The organism is Rouxiella silvae (genome assembly GCF_002093625.1).
Classification (GTDB): Bacteria; Pseudomonadota; Gammaproteobacteria; order Enterobacterales; family Enterobacteriaceae; genus Rouxiella; species Rouxiella silvae.
In genome coordinates, this window is the sequence record NZ_MRWD01000006.1 from 92,826 (window position 1) to 107,799 (window position 14,974).

A 14,974-nucleotide genomic window follows, 5' to 3' on the forward strand; every position below is an offset into this window, starting at 1 on the left:
TATATTAATCTTTAGGTGATCCAAATCACGGACATTCCTACTTCTCATGAGTACCATCACGCCATCCAAAATATGTCCCTTCCCAGGCGACATTTTTTAATATTGTGACCTAGTCTCTCTCTATTTGAGATGACTTAAATTTGTTCACCAGAGGTTTTATGAGTAATTCTCAAGTTGATATTCTTGCAACAGAAAGCGCTGAAAAAACGGGTGCATGGCGTAAAACTGATACCATGTGGATGCTGGGCCTGTATGGCACGGCCATTGGCGCCGGGGTATTATTCCTGCCGATAAACGCAGGCATTGGCGGTCTTATCCCACTGATCATCATGGTTATTCTTGCCTTCCCCATGACCTTCTTTGCTCACCGAGGTTTAACCCGCTTTGTTCTTTCTGGCAAGAATGCCGGTCAGGATATTACTGAAGTCGTTGAAGAACATTTTGGGATTTCGGCAGGCAAGCTCATCACGCTACTCTATTTCTTTGCTATTTATCCTATCTTATTGGTTTATAGCGTGGCGATTACCAATACTGTCGAAAGTTTCATCACTCACCAAATGCACATGAATGCCCCGCCAAGGGCCCTATTAGCACTGATATTAATTCTGGGCCTGATGACATTGGTTCACTTTGGTGAACACCTAATTGTTAAGGCAATGAGTATTCTTGTTTATCCATTTGTTATTGTTTTAATGGCGTTGTCGCTTTACCTTATTCCGCATTGGAATGCTTCTATTTTCGACCATGCCTCAGCAACAACTAACGGTGTGGGAAAAGGGATGTTAATGACGCTGTGGCTGGTTATTCCAGTGATGGTTTTCTCCTTTAACCACTCGCCGATTATTTCCTCATTTGCCGTTGCAAAACGTCAGGAATATGGTGATGAAGCCGAGAAGAAATGTTCTAAGATCCTGACCTTTAGTACATTGATGATGGTAGTGACCGTCATGTTCTTCGTGTTCAGCTGCGTATTCAGCCTTTCTCCCGCGGACCTGATGGAAGCCAAACAGCAAAACATCTCGATTCTTTCCTACCTTGCCAACCATTTCCAAACGCCGATTATCGCCTACATCGCTCCGGTTATTGCCTTTATTGCCATTACAAAATCATTCCTCGGCCACTATCTTGGCGCGCGTGAAGGGTTTAATGGCCTAGTAACCAAATCGCTGCGCAGCCGCGGTAAAACTATCAGTCTGGTGAAAATGAATCGCGTAACGGCCGTGTTCATGCTGCTGACGACGTGGGCAATTGCCACCTGGAATCCAAGCATTTTGGGCATGATTGAAACGCTGGGTGGCCCAATTATTGCCATGCTGCTGTTCCTGATGCCGATGTACGCTATTCGTAAAGTGCCCGCAATGAGAAAGTATGGCGGTCATATCAGCAATGTTTTTGTGGTGCTGGTCGGTTTGGTTGCTATGTCTGCGATTGTTTATAGCCTGGTAGGTTAATTCATGATCCGTTTATAAACAGTTCGGCCAAGGGGCCAATGATGATCAGCGTATTCGACATTTTTAAGATTGGTATCGGGCCTTCAAGCTCGCATACCGTAGGTCCGATGAAAGCAGGGAAGGCGTTTATCGATGAGCTGGCTTCGAGCGGTTTGCTCGAGTCAACAACGCGTCTCCAGGTTGACGTCTATGGCTCCTTGTCACTGACCGGTAAAGGACATCACACCGATATCGCCATTATTATGGGTTTGGCCGGCAATAAGCCTGACACCGTAGATATTGACGCCATCAAGCCTTTTATCGCTCAGGTACAACAGAGCGGTCGCCTACCTCTCGCCAGCGTGGGTAAAGAGGTAGACTTTCCGTTGCCGGACGGCCTGCGCTTTCATGACAGCAATTTACCCCGTCATGAAAACGGCATGACCATTTGCGCCTTTAACCACGATGCGCTGCTGCTCACGCAGACTTACTATTCCATTGGCGGTGGATTTGTGGTTACCGATGCCGAGTTTGGCGTTACGCAATCCAATGCGCCGTGTGTGCCCTATCCGTTCAATTCCGCCGCCGATTTGCAGAGCCACTGCGATGAGTCAGGGCTGTCACTTTCGAGCGTGATGATGAAAAATGAGCTGGCGTTGAATGATAAAGCGACCATTGATGCTCATTTTGCGGCTATTTGGCAGGTGATGAGTGAAGGTATCGAGCGCGGGATCCACACCGAGGGCCTGCTTCCGGGTCCAATGAAGGTCAGAAGACGTGCGGCCGCGCTGCGAAACATTTTAGTGACGCAGGGCAAAAACAGCATCGATCCGATGGGCGTCGTTGACTGGATAAACATGTACGCGATGGCAGTAAACGAAGAAAATGCGGCCGGGGGTCGCGTAGTCACAGCCCCGACCAACGGCGCATGCGGCATTATTCCTGCCGTATTAATGTATTACGATCAGTTTATTCGACCGCTGAGTACCGATGCTAGCGCACGCTTCTTCCTTGCCGCCGGAGCCGTTGGCGCATTGTTCAAGATGAATGCCTCAATTTCTGGCGCCGAGGTAGGCTGCCAAGGAGAAGTTGGCGTTGCGTGTTCAATGGCGGCGGCGGGTCTGACTGAACTGCTGGGCGGTAATACTGTTCAGGTGTTTATCGCGGCGGAAATTGCCATGGAGCATCATCTGGGACTGACCTGTGACCCGGTTGCGGGTCAGGTTCAGGTTCCCTGCATCGAGCGCAACGCCATTTCTTCAGTAAAGGCGGTCAATGCCTCACGAATGGCGCTGCGACGCACCTGCAAACCGCAGGTTTGTCTCGATCAGGTCATTGAAACAATGTATGAGACTGGCAAAGATATGAATGCTAAATACCGCGAAACGTCCTTAGGCGGACTGGCATTGAAAATCCTTCCCTGCCACTGATTTGCATCGCTAAACAGTATAAAGGCTTACCTTGAAAAGTAAGCCTTTATACTTTCCGTCGTATCAATGCAACGCTTTACATATCGATTCTTAACCTTACTGGACGATGACAAAACCATACATTGGGTTTGGTATCTTAAATCCATCGAGAGAAAGTGATGTCCCTGTGTAAATCTGTAGAAACCCTGTTGTGTAGAAACCCTGTAGTACCCCTGTTATTTTGCCCGCTCCCAAGCGGGCTTTTTTTTGCCTATTTTTTAAGGCTTTCGTCATCCTACTTAAGTTTGCCGAACGATAAACGGCATAAAGCCCTGCTGTTTAAGCAGGGCTTTATGTTTCATCCCCTTTCCCGGCGCTTATCTCCGGCACTCGTTTAAAACGGCGTTAGCTCTGCAAGGGGATATTTCTGATAATACGCCTTTGACCAAATAAGATTTAACAATTCCTGCTCTGCTTTTCGTCACCCTTGATGCGTGACTGGCGCGATTTTTCTCCACGCAAACAGTAGCCCCTCTCCGCTAGCTGTTGAGTAATTTTCTCACCGAAATACCGGCTGCCAGCACCGGATTAATAATCGGCAGAGTAGTGTGAGGCGCAACCAGCGCAGCAACGTCCGTAGTCGCCATGCCTGTACAGGCAAGTGCAATGACCTTTGCCCCCTCTTTTTCACAGGCTAAAACGGCTTCAATAATCGCTGCTTTTCCCGCTTCAGTATGAAGTTCATGGGTACAGTTCACCCCATTTGGCTGTCGGTAGGTGCGGAGTTTGTCGTGCAGCATTTCATAAATTATTTCGGGCGCGCACGGTTCAATACCGACAACGCCAACGCTGTGGCTGAAGGTGAGCGCTTGCTCACAGCAAGACATGATGCGCGTAAACGCATGACTCAACGCGCTGTATGAATCATAACCTAAAGTCTGTTCGAGGGAAGGCATACGCAGATTTTCAGTGCGCATAGGTAGGCAGGGTGTCGCGGTACAAAAGTTATGTGAGAAACTCATCGGCGTTATATTCGTCGCCGATGAGCAGTGGGTAGATTTAACGCTTCAGGGATGCACCGTTACTTTGGATAATACCTTGATACCAATAGAAGCTTTTCTTGCGACGACGCTCCAGCGTGCCGTTGCCCTCGTCATCGCGGTCAACGTAAATAAAACCGTAGCGCTTGGAGAACTCGGCTTTTGAGGCACTGACCAAGTCGATCGGTCCCCAACTGGTGTAACCCAATACTTCAACACCGTCGGCAATGGCTTCGCCAATCTGTACCAAATGATCATTGAGATAGGCAATGCGGTAATCATCATTGATTGCGCCGTCAGCGTCAGGCTTATCGTAAGCACCCAACCCATTCTCAACGATAAATAACGGTTTCTGATAACGGTCGTAAAGTTCATTCATTAGGATGCGAATACCCTGCGGATCAATCTGCCATCCCCAGTCGGAGCTGGGCAGGTGTGGGTTAGGCACCATAGAAAGAATATTGCCTCGCGCTTTCTGATTCAACTCTTCATCGGTGGTTACGCAGCCAGTCATGTAATAACTGAAAGAGATAAAGTCGACTGTTGATTTCAGCGCTGACCTGTCTTCGGCGGTGATAGTAATATCTATGCCGCGATCGGCAAAAAAGCGTTTCATATAAGCCGGATAACTCCCGCGTACTTGAACGTCACCGAAGAACAACCATTCGCGATTTTGCTGGAGAGTTTCCATCACGTCTTCTGGTTTACTGCTCAACGGATAGAGCAGTCCGCCCAATAACATATTGCCGATTTTTGCATCAGGAATAATCTCGTGACAGGCTTTCACCGCTTTTGCACTGGCTACCAGTTGATGGTGAATGGCCTGATATACGGCTTGCGGGCTGCTGTCTTCTGGCAAACCCACGCCGGTCAGTGGCGCGTGCAGCGACATGTTAATTTCATTAAACGTCAGCCAATGCTTCACTTTATGCTGATAGCGCTGGAATACGGTGCGCGCATAGCGCTCGAAAAATTCTATGGTTTGACGACTTCCCCAACCGCCGTGATTAATCACCAGGCCATACGGCATTTCATAGTGCGACAGCGTAACCAGTGGCGTGATGTTATATTTTGCCATTTCGTCAAACAACCGGTCATAGAACGCCAGACCGGCCTCGTTCGGCTCAAGCTCGTCGCCCTGCGGGAAGATGCGCGTCCAGGCAATTGAGGTACGCAGGCAGCTAAAACCCAGCTCGGCAAACAGCTTAATATCTTGCGGATAGCGATGGTAAAAATCGATCGCGACATCTTTAATCCCGCTATCGCCTGCCACGCGCTCAACTACGCCGCCAAAAATACCTTTTGGCTGCACGTCTGAGGTGGAAAGGCCTTTGCCATCGGTCAAATAAGCACCTTCAACCTGATTGGCAGCAACGGCACCGCCCCATAGGAAATTATTTGGAAACTGTTGGCTCATCGTCTTTCTCCTGTTTTAACGGACCAAGGTCAATAAAGGGGTATTTTCTTCAATATCGTTGACATCAGAGACAATAACGTCGCTAAAATCATCACTATTGGTGATCAAAATTGGCGTATCAAGGCTATATCCGGCCGCGCGAATGGCGTCAGCATCAAATTCCAGCAGCAGTTGGCCGCGAACGACTTCGTCGCCTTCAGCCACGTGCGGGGTGAAATATTTTCCATCGAGTTTGACAGTATCAATGCCGACGTGAATCAATACTTCGGCGCCGCCCGATGACTCCAGCCCGATGGCGTGAAACGTCTTGAACAATGAGGCCACTGTTCCGTCAACGGGTGACACTACGCGACCTTGGGATGGCGTAATAAATGCGCCTTTACCCAATAATCCTCCGGAAAAAATGGGATCGTCTATTTGTGTTAATGGCATCAACCTGCCCTGCATCGGACTGGTGATAGTCTCCCGCTCAACCTGCCCATGCGTTTGTGTTAACGATGCGTCCACCGCGCTATCGGCACAGGGAACCGTTTTGGGCGCATTAACTCGCGCAAAGAAATAGGTCAGCAGCGTTGAAAGCGTCAGAGAAACTAACAAGCCAATAATGGCGGCAGTTACCGTAAAATCGTAACCCGTAGGTGGAATAAGCTGTGTGAGGGTGAAAATGCTGGCGAAACCAAACGAATACACCGCACTGTGAAAATAGCCGACTACGCCTGCTCCCGCTGCGCCGCCGAGACAACCAAAAACAAAGGCGCGTCGGTTGGGCAAAGTAATCGCGTAGACAGCAGGTTCGGTAATTCCACAAATCCCAGCCGCTAATGCCGATCCTGCGCTACCTTTCAACTGTGCATTTTTAGTGCGTAAAAATATGCCTAAGGTGGCACCAACCTGTCCAAAAATTGCAGGAACCAGCAGCGGGATCAGTGTGTCGTGACCCGTTATACTGATGTTATTCATCATGATAGGCACCATGCCCCAGTGGACGCCAAAGATGACACAAACCTGCCACAGGCCCCCCATTAGCATACCGGCAATGGCTGAATTAAAGCCGTAAAGCAGTTCGTAACCCAAGGCGAGCATTTTACTCACCCACGTTGCGGCAGGGCCAATCAGCAGAAATGTCAGGGGTACGGCCACCACGATGCAAATCAGCGGGGTGATAAAATTGCGTACTGCACTTGGCAGCCGAAGATAAATTAGCCGCTCAAGCCACGCCGACAGCCAGCAGGCAAAAATAATCGGAATTACCGACGAACTGTAGTTAATCAAAATGACCGGCAACCCAAGAAAGTGATGCGGCTGCGCGCCGGGCATTTGCGATGCGGTAAAGGCAGCGAGCATCATGGGATGGACCAGCGCGCCGCCAATCGCCATACCAATGAACGGATTGCCCTTAAATTTTTTGCAGGCCGTGTAGCCAAGAAAAAGTGGCAAGAAGTAGAACATGGCATCGCTGGCAGCAAAAAGAATCTGGTAGGTACCGTTTTGCGCCGTCAGCCAACCCGCAACCATTGCTACCGAGAGCAAACCTTTAAGCATCCCTCCAGCGATAAGCAGGCTAATAAACGGGGTAAAGATTGCGGAAATAATGTCGATAAAGCGTGCAAAAAAACCTTCTTTTCCCTCTAATTCATTAGGCTGCTGCTCAGATGCGTCGCCATCAAGAAGAGGCGCAATCAGCTCATAAACCTGGCTTACCTCGTTGCCAACCACGACTTGATACTGGCCGCCGCTCTCAACCACCATGATAATGCCGGGCGTATTTTTTAATACCAGGGTTTGCGCTTTGCTGCTGTCACGCAGTTTAAAACGCAGGCGCGTGGCACAATGAACCAGGCTAACAACATTTTCTGCCCCACCGACCTTTGCCAATACTTCATTAGCTAATTCATTTAATTTCATACAGTTGCCCATTATTCCTGCCCAATGTCCGTGCGCTGGCGTAAGTCACCGATGGAATTCAGGCCAAAAAAAAACCTAAACCGATGCCCTGTTACTCGCCCAAAAGGCGATAACAAAAAATCGGTTTAGGTTTTGCCTGCTTTCCAGTAACAATCCTAAATTTCAGAAGCAGCATGCCCTTTGAGACGCGTTTACTCAAGGCGGCAAATCTTTAACGTTCTGGTTTTGTGAACAGGATCCCGAATTAATCGCCAGTGCTGTTGTTCTGATTCAGCGTTTCTTTACGCACACGCTCAACGTGGATAGCGAGAAACATTTTTTCCTCTTTACTCAACGCATAGTGATAATTTTTCTGAATATGATGTTCCACTTTCAACACACAAAGCCAAGCTTGTGGGTACAGGTTTTTAACCTCATCGTGCAGGGATTCATCGTCACTGTGAACCAAATTTTTGCTGAGCATGCGCTGGGCAAAAAATTTCAAATGTGTAATGAAACGGTGATAGCTCAGGGTATCTTCACGGTAATCAAGCCGAAGTTGATACTTCACGATGTGCATAATTTGCTGAATAATTTGCGTTATTTTCACCACCTCGGACATCTCACCGTTAAGCTGCCCCTTAACCAAATGCTGGGCAATATATCCGGCTTCGTCTTCAGGTAGCCTTACGCCAAGGCGATGCTCAATAATATCCAGCGCCTCAAGACTGATCGCGAACTCGCGGTGATAAACGCGTTTGATATCCCACAGCAACGCATTTGGCAACGTTATCCCCTGCTTAAATCGTTCGATAGCAAAATGGCAGTGATCGGTGAGAGCAATATATATATTATTGCCGAGTTTCTCACCAAGGCGAGTCTGCGCCAGATCGATGATTTTCTCTGTGGTAGTTAATACATCAAGAGGAATTTCAGCCAGCAGTTCGCTAAGCCTCGCATTCAAAGGATTCCCCCGCAGTGAGAAAACCTTTTCAGCCTTGTCGCAATCAATCAGTTCACCGATTTTTTTTTGAAATGCCAACCCCTTTCCCATCATGACTTGCTCATGGAGATGTTCGTCGACAGCGATCACTGCATTATTATTTAGAATTTTTATAATTTTCATTATCTTCCCTAGCGTTAAATCGCAAAACTCTCCCAGAAAACCACTGATGGGCGGTGATTATTATTCTTGTAAACCGTGGGAAAAAGCGAGCACTCGTTTCTTATTGCGTAAAATTGGGGTAGGGTTTGCGTGTTTTAAACAGGAGGCTGAAATGAGCGATGAAAATTTAATCCAAAGAATTGATCAACTGGAACGCGTTAACCGCGAACTTCTGGTTCAAGTATCGGCAATGCGCATTTTGTTCGGCAGCGTCGGCAATACCATGAATACAAAGTTTGAAAATAGCTTTACGTCGGGTGTGAAAACCTTCGTTGAGCGCGAGAAAGATGCGCTGAACGCGAGCGAAATCGAAGATGCATCGAAGAAATTCCGTACTGACGTGCTGAACTGCGTCTCTTCCCTGCTGCCGACCGTGCTGTAAGGTCCTTTCAAATCCCTGCAGCACGCTGACTGCAGGGAAATTACTGGTCTTACTTAGCCATACAGCGCTGCCGGCGCTCGTCAACCCGTTGAGCAAACCACGCGGTGGTCAGCTTGCGGGTAATTTTCGGGCTGTTAAGTTCTATACCCGGCAGCATCTCTCGCGCAACGGGTTTACCGGCCGTTTTATCAGCCAAAGCAAACACCAACTGCCAGGTCGGCGTTTTCTCGAAATCTATCGACTCCCCCTGCTTTAAATCGCGTGAAATATTCGAGTCGCTGAGATCGAGCTTTTTCCCCAACCTGCGAACCGCCATTTCTGTCTTGCCGGGCTTGTCGCTGTAGCTCACCACGTCACCATCCAACGCCAAACGCACACCGGTTAAACGACTCACCGCCTGCTGGAATGCGGCGTTTCTGCTGGCGTAGAACCCTGCGTTGTAGTCGGCAAATCGATAAAGGGTTTGGCTGTAGTGGGTCGGATAGCCAAGAAGATGCGCAATACCAAAATAGACCCCGCCGCGGCGGCTGAAGACTTCTCGTCGAATGCTGCCGTCTATGGGATAGGGATAGCCTTTGGCTTTTGACTCGGCAAAGGCGATGCTGACCTGCATCGGGCCGCCGGTATGCACTGGATTGAGATTGCCAAACAGTTTTTGTCCCATCGGAACCATGCCGATAAAGTCATCGAAAATGGCACTCAGCTCTTTTTCACTGCGTACGTTGTCTAGGCGCTCGCTGTAGGACTTGCCGTTGGGTGAATTAATTTTTAACGCAGTGTGAACCAAAAAAGCCGGAATATGCACCTCGCCAGCGCGGCGGTCTATTTCCTTCCAGGCAATTTTTCCCAGCCCCGGTACCGGGGCATTGGCATTAAAATTTGATTCCTGCTCGGTGACCGCCAAAACGGCGCAGATGTTATCTTTCGAAGGATCAATTTTTTGCGTGGTAAAAGCGGTGTTAATATCTTTGGCCCACCCCTGCTTGTCCGCCACGTTGGCAGGCATCAGACTGACAATGTCCGCACGCACCTGCTCTGGATGCTTACCATTTTCAGTCGTTTTTTGCGAACTGCACCCCGCGAGCAGCAATAATAGGGCCATGCCAAGTAGCGGAAAAATCGGCAGTTTCAGGCGATTTTCCCGAAACATATTGGGGCTAATTAATTGAATAGTGGCAGTATTAAGCGTCATCAGATCCCTGAATAATCTTTTAAATTTTAAACTGAGCCTACCACAATCAGACCAATCCGTTCTAATAGCTGTGACTGTTGCCAAATATCAATTTTGACGCCTTCGAGGTTAACCCGCCGTATATTTAAGTCACCCAGTTCAGAATTTGTAATATCACAGTGAGTGAAGTCAGCCGTGGCCCAGTCTATTTGGTGGAACTCCCCGCCCGAAAGATCCGAACCGCTGAAATTGGCCCCCAAAAGATTTGCACCGGTCCAGCGGTTCTCCCACAGTTCACACTTCTCCAACACCACTTTCTGAAAGTTGGCATAGCTAAAATTATTTTTGGTCATATAGGCGCGGCAAAAATAAGAGCGGCTGGTGATCATATTCATAAAACTGGCGCCGCGAAAATCGGCTCCAGATGCCTTAGATTCACGAATTTCACAGCCAATGGCGTCAATGTGCTTAAAATTAGCCATGGTGAGATCACAGCGGATAAAACTGCTTTCACGCAGCTGAGCGCGTTCAAATCGGCAGCCGAGCTGCTGGCTTTCATCGTAAAAACTACAGTCAGTAAATGCGGTTTCAGCCAAATCTGCACCGGTAAAATCGCAGCGGATAAAACGGCAGTTTTGAAGTTTTTCACCGCAAAAAGTCGCATCGTCTATACGCATGTCGCTGTAGGTTTTATTTTCGATCATCCTATTCCCTGTTGACGTTTTTCAAACCTGAAGCAGGCTTTTTTAGCGGAAAGAAAAGTGTAAATCGCGTAATTCCATCCTGGCTGCTCGCCTGCCAGGTTCCCTGATGCAGGCCCATGATACTGCGTACAATCGACAATCCCAGCCCGCTCGCGTGAGTTGTGGTGCTGCGAGAAATATCTGCGCGATAAAAACGGTCAAACAGTCGACTCAGATGCTGCGGCGCGATCGTAGGTCCATGATTAGTTACACTTATGCGCGTACCTCCAGGCTCCTGCTCGGCCAATAAAGAGACTTCGCTACCGGGGTCAGCATAGCGAATCGCGTTGGCCAGCAGATTAGCCAGCGCACGTCGCAACAAATTGGCATCGGCCCAAACACATCCCTCACCGCTTAGGCTCACCCGCAGGTCGCGCTCGTCGGCCGGTCCTTCAAAATATTCACCCACCCGCTGAAACTCGTCTTCCACCTGAAGCTCACTACGCTCAATCGCATGGTCGGCGTGCTCTGCACGAGCCAAAAATAGCATATTGTCCGTCATTTTTGACAACCTAAGCAGCTCTTCAAAATTAGAGCCAAGCAGATTTTCATAATATTCCACGCTGCGACGCTGACCGAGGGCGACTTCAGTTTGCCCAAGCAGATTACCAATCGGCGTACGCAAATCGTGGGCCATGTCGGCAGAAACCTGGCTTAGTTGGGTAAAACTGATTTCAAGGCGGTCGAGCATTTGGTTAAAAGCGTCGATTAGCGCTAAGAGTTCACGCGGTGCCTGCGCATTGTTAATTCGCACGGACAAGTTCTTGATACCGATTTCCGCCGTTTGACCGGCCAGTCGGCGCAACGGGCTAAGTCCCCGTCTTGCAATAAAATAGGCCAGAAACGCGGTAAGCGCTGCCGCCACCAATGCCAGGAGGATTATTTGATCACGATAGACATCTAAAATTCGCGTGCGCTCAGTCATCAGCCTGCCGCTAATGATTTCTAACTGGTGCGGCTGGTCAGACGTTTTAGCTGCGGCAGAAACAGAGATAAATGGCGTGTCATTTTCGGTAATGCTGTGCTGAACCGCTGACAGGGTAAGGTCAGCATCGGCGGGAACCGGCGTGATATTGGGTACCGGAGAATGACCTGGATTGACTTCAATCAGTGGCGCTTGCCCTGGAAAGCGCAGCACCAACAGGGCCTCATGGTTGCCAAGCATATTGGCGAAAAGTTTGGGTTTGTCGTGAATAAGATTAATCACGTCTTCATCGCGCAGCAGAGTACGAATTTGTTCAACGCGCGTGAGAAGTGCCCCGTCGTCACGGATACTAAGCTGCTTTTCAAGCGTGCGATACAGTGTGAAACCGACCAGTGTGATAATCACAAACGAGAGCAGCGCAAAAATAAGCGACAGCCGAGTTGTTAGCGAGAGCTGACGCCTCACAGGCAATATGACAGGCTTCATGATTCATCTTCACAGCGATAACCCACGCCGTGAACGGTGTGGATCAGCTTGTTTTCGAAAGGATCGTCAATTTTTTGCCGCAGTCTGCGTACCGCAACGTCGACCACGTTGGTATCGCTGTCAAAATTCATATCCCAGACGCGCGATGCGATAGCCGAGCGCGACAGCACTTGCCCTTCATGCATCATAAACAGTTGAAGCAGATTAAACTCTTTATTCGTCAGACTGATACGATTTCCAGCTCGAATAACACGCCGCTTGGGGATATCCATTTTCAAATCTGCAAGCTCTACGATGTCCTCTTGCCGAACCTGCCCCCCACGGCGTAAGGCCACGCGGATGCGCGCCAGAAGTTCGGCAAAAGAGAACGGTTTAACCAGATAATCATCTGCGCCTAAATCAAGGCCTTTAAGCCGGTCTTCAAGCGTTCCTCGGGCGGTAAGGAAAAGCACGGGCGTTTTAACTTGCTTATCAAGCCGTCTCATCACTTCCCAGCCGTCCATCTCAGGCATCATCACGTCCAGCAGGATAAGGTCATAGAGGAACTCCTGCGCGAGGTGTAGACCGTCAAGTCCATTGTTCGCGACATCAACAACATAGCCGGCCTCGGTCAGACCGCTGCGCATGTATTCACCTGCTTTGGGTTCATCTTCAATGACCAAAATTCTCACACGACTTCTCCTCTGACGTTCTGGTCTGTAGGTACGCATAACCCATTGCGCCCTGCCCGGTAATCACAGTGCTTGATGAGTTGCGTATTGAACTAATGGGGTGCGTAGCCTTTTGCTCAATCCGTTCTGCCACTTATTGTGTGGTTTAATTCCGCAACCTTATACCAACTTGGTTTCACCTGCCACGAGGCTCTGGAATATGGGCGAAAAGAGATGACGTAATGACACCTTTTTTTGATGAGTTTTTCGTGATTTTTCCTTAATAACGCTTGAGTTTATAAGGCTGTTACGCGATGAGGCTAGTGTAGTGACCTAGCGTCCACAGCAGCATGACTCAATCATTACAAAAAAATGACGAAGCTAACTGTTTTTGTTGCGGATTCAAGTTGTAGGTTGAAGTTACGGGTTGAAGATGTGGATTAAAATTTGAAAGACAAAAACGCAAAAACCCGCACTAAGGCGGGTTTTTGGCTTGGGGTCACTCATCTGCTCAGGTTTACACCTTCTTCGCTATCGTAAGATTACCCCGTTGCTCACTGATTACAGTGCAACAACGTTTACTGCTGATGGGCCTTTAGCGCCGCTCTCGATAGAGAACTCAACTTTTTGACCTTCATCAAGAGTTTTGAAATCGTTGCTCTGGATAGCAGAGAAGTGAACGAACACGTCTTTGCTGCCGTCTGCAGGAGAGATAAAGCCGAAACCTTTACCAGCGTCAAACCATTTCACTAAACCAGTCATTTTAGTAGACATAATAATTTCCTTTAAATTTTAGCCGCCATAAGGCGAGGGAGGTCTGTTTTTTTAGTTGTGATACTTATGGGGCACTAAAGAAGGAAATTCGCGGTGAAGAGATATCTAGTAAGGATACGCTAATACAGTGAACTACTTTACTCAAATTGCTTTCATAAGGTCTGTACTACAAACCGAGGAGTGCATTAACGCACGCTGAAAAAATTTACGCAAGGTTTATTTTATTAAGTTCTTACAGTGACCTCGTTAACAAAAATGTGAACTGTTAGGTTCATTTTGTTAAAACTTACATGTTTATCACAAAAATATTTTCTCAACGGCGCCACTATTTGTCTAACAAATCGAGGAGCACATATGAACATTACCCACGGCAAGTCTCAGAGCAAAGTAACCATTCAGGACGTTGAAGTGCTAGTTGCCATGCTGGCCATTGTTGCGATTATCCTTTGGGAACTTTTGTACTAACGTTGACCTTCGCGCTTAGAAACCGCTCGCCTCTAGAACAAAGGGCAAGTCAATCACCAGATTGGCCAACAATACCGCCAAGCTGGAATAGATAACTAATTTCAGCATAAAACCCTCAAAGCACAGCAACAAGGACGCGGAAACCAGTCCTGTTAATTAGTTTTTAGAAACATGCACCATGAATTGCCAATCCATCAATGCCATAAAGGCAAGACTGGCTGCGCAGGCGATAATAACGACTTTCATAAAAATCCTTTTAAAATAATGACCTAATATGAGAGGCAACCAACACGGCGGGTGAAACTGAAGCCAACACCAATAACATCGCTGATGGCGCAAAAGAACCTTCCTTCCATATTGGCGCTAGTAATAGCAAAAAGCTTAAGTGTGATCAACATCACACTTGTAGCATAGCATTTTTGATGCTTTCTCCGAGCGTGATACTGCCGCTTATCGGTTTACTCTGGTTGTCCTCACTCGCCTTTTTGGTGCAGAATGCCACGATGAAGATTATTCCCAGCCGTTGACATGACGAGGCCTCCAGTGACCAAACTTACACCACAACAATGCATCATCCTCACCGGGTTTACCGGCATCCTGCACGGCGAATTTGAATGGTTTCACGCTGACCTGGAAAAAAGATTGGCTCGCGAGGTGCAAACTTCAGAGCTGGGATACCCAGAATTTATGGACCAGTGCAAGGCGCTGTATGAAGGCGACTTTTCTGCACTCATGCCAGACTGATAGACCGCATGTTTAGTTAGCCGAGCACACTTTATTGTCTTGGTCATGGGCGACCCGCGTACTGCGCGGTTGCTCTAAACGCCTTAAATTTTATTTTCTTTCCTGTTAATTGTGAAAGTAAGTTCCCACCTGCCGATTAATATTAAAATTTAACCAACGATTAGGACGAGTACGGAAAAAGGTTAGTTGAGGGGAATATCGTTGTATTACATCCTGCTTTGCTATTTAATACTCTTAGTTTCACAAACGAAGGTTATCTTAAAACCCTTATTTAAATGAGATATAAAAC

The 14,974-nt window shown here is 48.1% G+C and carries 13 protein-coding genes; 4 read left to right on the forward strand and 9 right to left on the reverse strand.

What is annotated here, in order from left to right; genetic code table 11:
- Window positions 1–158: 158 nt before the first annotated feature.
- Entirely contained in the window at window positions 159–1,451 is a 1,293-nt protein-coding gene (locus tag BS639_RS04165) for an HAAAP family serine/threonine permease (RefSeq protein ID WP_055781402.1), read from the forward strand.
- Between the two features lie 41 nt (window positions 1,452–1,492).
- Window positions 1,493–2,860, forward strand: a complete 1,368-nt coding sequence (locus tag BS639_RS04170) for an L-serine ammonia-lyase (RefSeq protein WP_055781398.1) — start codon at window positions 1,493–1,495, stop codon at window positions 2,858–2,860.
- 518 nt (window positions 2,861–3,378) lie between these two features.
- Here the strand turns inward: BS639_RS04170 and BS639_RS04175 are convergent.
- The 4 genes from BS639_RS04175 to licT form a co-directional block, all read right to left on the reverse strand.
- On the reverse strand, window positions 3,379–3,816 hold the full coding sequence (locus BS639_RS04175) for an aspartate/glutamate racemase family protein (protein ID WP_233427618.1): 438 nt from the start codon (window positions 3,814–3,816) through the stop codon (window positions 3,379–3,381).
- An 82-nt stretch (window positions 3,817–3,898) separates the two neighbouring features.
- Window positions 3,899–5,296, reverse strand: coding sequence for a glycoside hydrolase family 1 protein (locus tag BS639_RS04180; RefSeq protein WP_055781395.1), 1,398 nt, complete (start codon window positions 5,294–5,296; stop codon window positions 3,899–3,901).
- Window positions 5,297–5,311: 15 nt separating this feature from the next.
- Entirely contained in the window at window positions 5,312–7,201 is a 1,890-nt protein-coding gene (gene bglF / locus BS639_RS04185; protein ID WP_055782087.1) for a PTS beta-glucoside transporter subunit IIABC, read from the reverse strand.
- Window positions 7,202–7,445: 244 nt separating this feature from the next.
- Window positions 7,446–8,306, reverse strand: coding sequence for a BglG family transcription antiterminator LicT (licT, locus tag BS639_RS04190; RefSeq protein WP_055781392.1), 861 nt, complete (start codon window positions 8,304–8,306; stop codon window positions 7,446–7,448).
- Window positions 8,307–8,457: 151 nt separating this feature from the next.
- Here licT and BS639_RS04195 point away from each other — a divergent pair, with 151 nt between their 5' ends.
- The gene (locus BS639_RS04195) at window positions 8,458–8,727 is read left to right on the forward strand and encodes a hypothetical protein (protein WP_233427619.1); all 270 of its coding nucleotides are present in this window, start codon (window positions 8,458–8,460) and stop codon (window positions 8,725–8,727) included.
- Window positions 8,728–8,776: 49 nt separating this feature from the next.
- Here the strand turns inward: BS639_RS04195 and BS639_RS04200 are convergent, their stop codons facing one another.
- The 5 genes from BS639_RS04200 to cspE form a co-directional block, all read right to left on the reverse strand.
- The gene (locus BS639_RS04200; RefSeq protein WP_139804039.1) at window positions 8,777–9,877 is read right to left on the reverse strand and encodes a DUF1615 domain-containing protein; all 1,101 of its coding nucleotides are present in this window, start codon (window positions 9,875–9,877) and stop codon (window positions 8,777–8,779) included.
- Window positions 9,878–9,945: 68 nt separating this feature from the next.
- Window positions 9,946–10,602 (reverse strand): Qnr family pentapeptide repeat protein, encoded by a 657-nt coding sequence (locus BS639_RS04205; protein WP_055781388.1) that lies wholly within the window; start codon window positions 10,600–10,602, stop codon window positions 9,946–9,948.
- Window position 10,603: 1 nt separating this feature from the next.
- A complete protein-coding gene (locus BS639_RS04210) occupies window positions 10,604–12,052 on the reverse strand; it encodes a heavy metal sensor histidine kinase (protein WP_055781385.1) in 1,449 nt (482 codons plus the stop codon).
- Complete coding sequence (locus BS639_RS04215) at window positions 12,049–12,723, reverse strand: heavy metal response regulator transcription factor (RefSeq protein ID WP_055781383.1); 675 nt, start codon at window positions 12,721–12,723, stop codon at window positions 12,049–12,051. Before BS639_RS04215 ends, BS639_RS04210 begins: the two co-directional genes overlap by 4 nt.
- A 540-nt stretch (window positions 12,724–13,263) precedes the next feature.
- A complete protein-coding gene (gene cspE, locus BS639_RS04220) occupies window positions 13,264–13,476 on the reverse strand; it encodes a transcription antiterminator/RNA stability regulator CspE (RefSeq protein WP_055781380.1) in 213 nt (70 codons plus the stop codon).
- A 1,008-nt stretch (window positions 13,477–14,484) separates the two neighbouring features.
- Here cspE and BS639_RS04225 point away from each other — a divergent pair.
- Window positions 14,485–14,685 carry a DUF7736 domain-containing protein gene (locus BS639_RS04225; protein WP_084982334.1) on the forward strand — a complete coding sequence of 67 codons (201 nt, stop codon included), beginning with the start codon at window positions 14,485–14,487 and terminating at the stop codon, window positions 14,683–14,685.
- Window positions 14,686–14,974: the final 289 nt, after the last annotated feature.

Coding starts and splice junctions, on each gene's coding strand:
- BS639_RS04165 (WP_055781402.1), top strand. CDS start 159: ATGAGTAATTCTCAAGTTGATATTCTTGCAACAGAAAGCGCTGAAAAA.
- BS639_RS04170 (WP_055781398.1), top strand. CDS start 1,493: ATGATCAGCGTATTCGACATTTTTAAGATTGGTATCGGGCCTTCAAGC.
- BS639_RS04175 (WP_233427618.1), bottom strand. CDS start 3,816: ATGCGCACTGAAAATCTGCGTATGCCTTCCCTCGAACAGACTTTAGGT.
- BS639_RS04180 (WP_055781395.1), bottom strand. CDS start 5,296: ATGAGCCAACAGTTTCCAAATAATTTCCTATGGGGCGGTGCCGTTGCT.
- bglF (WP_055782087.1), bottom strand. CDS start 7,201: ATGAAATTAAATGAATTAGCTAATGAAGTATTGGCAAAGGTCGGTGGG.
- licT (WP_055781392.1), bottom strand. CDS start 8,306: ATGAAAATTATAAAAATTCTAAATAATAATGCAGTGATCGCTGTCGAC.
- BS639_RS04195 (WP_233427619.1), top strand. CDS start 8,458: ATGAGCGATGAAAATTTAATCCAAAGAATTGATCAACTGGAACGCGTT.
- BS639_RS04200 (WP_139804039.1), bottom strand. CDS start 9,877: ATGTTTCGGGAAAATCGCCTGAAACTGCCGATTTTTCCGCTACTTGGC.
- BS639_RS04205 (WP_055781388.1), bottom strand. CDS start 10,602: ATGATCGAAAATAAAACCTACAGCGACATGCGTATAGACGATGCGACT.
- BS639_RS04210 (WP_055781385.1), bottom strand. CDS start 12,052: ATGAAGCCTGTCATATTGCCTGTGAGGCGTCAGCTCTCGCTAACAACT.
- cspE (WP_055781380.1), bottom strand. CDS start 13,476: ATGTCTACTAAAATGACTGGTTTAGTGAAATGGTTTGACGCTGGTAAA.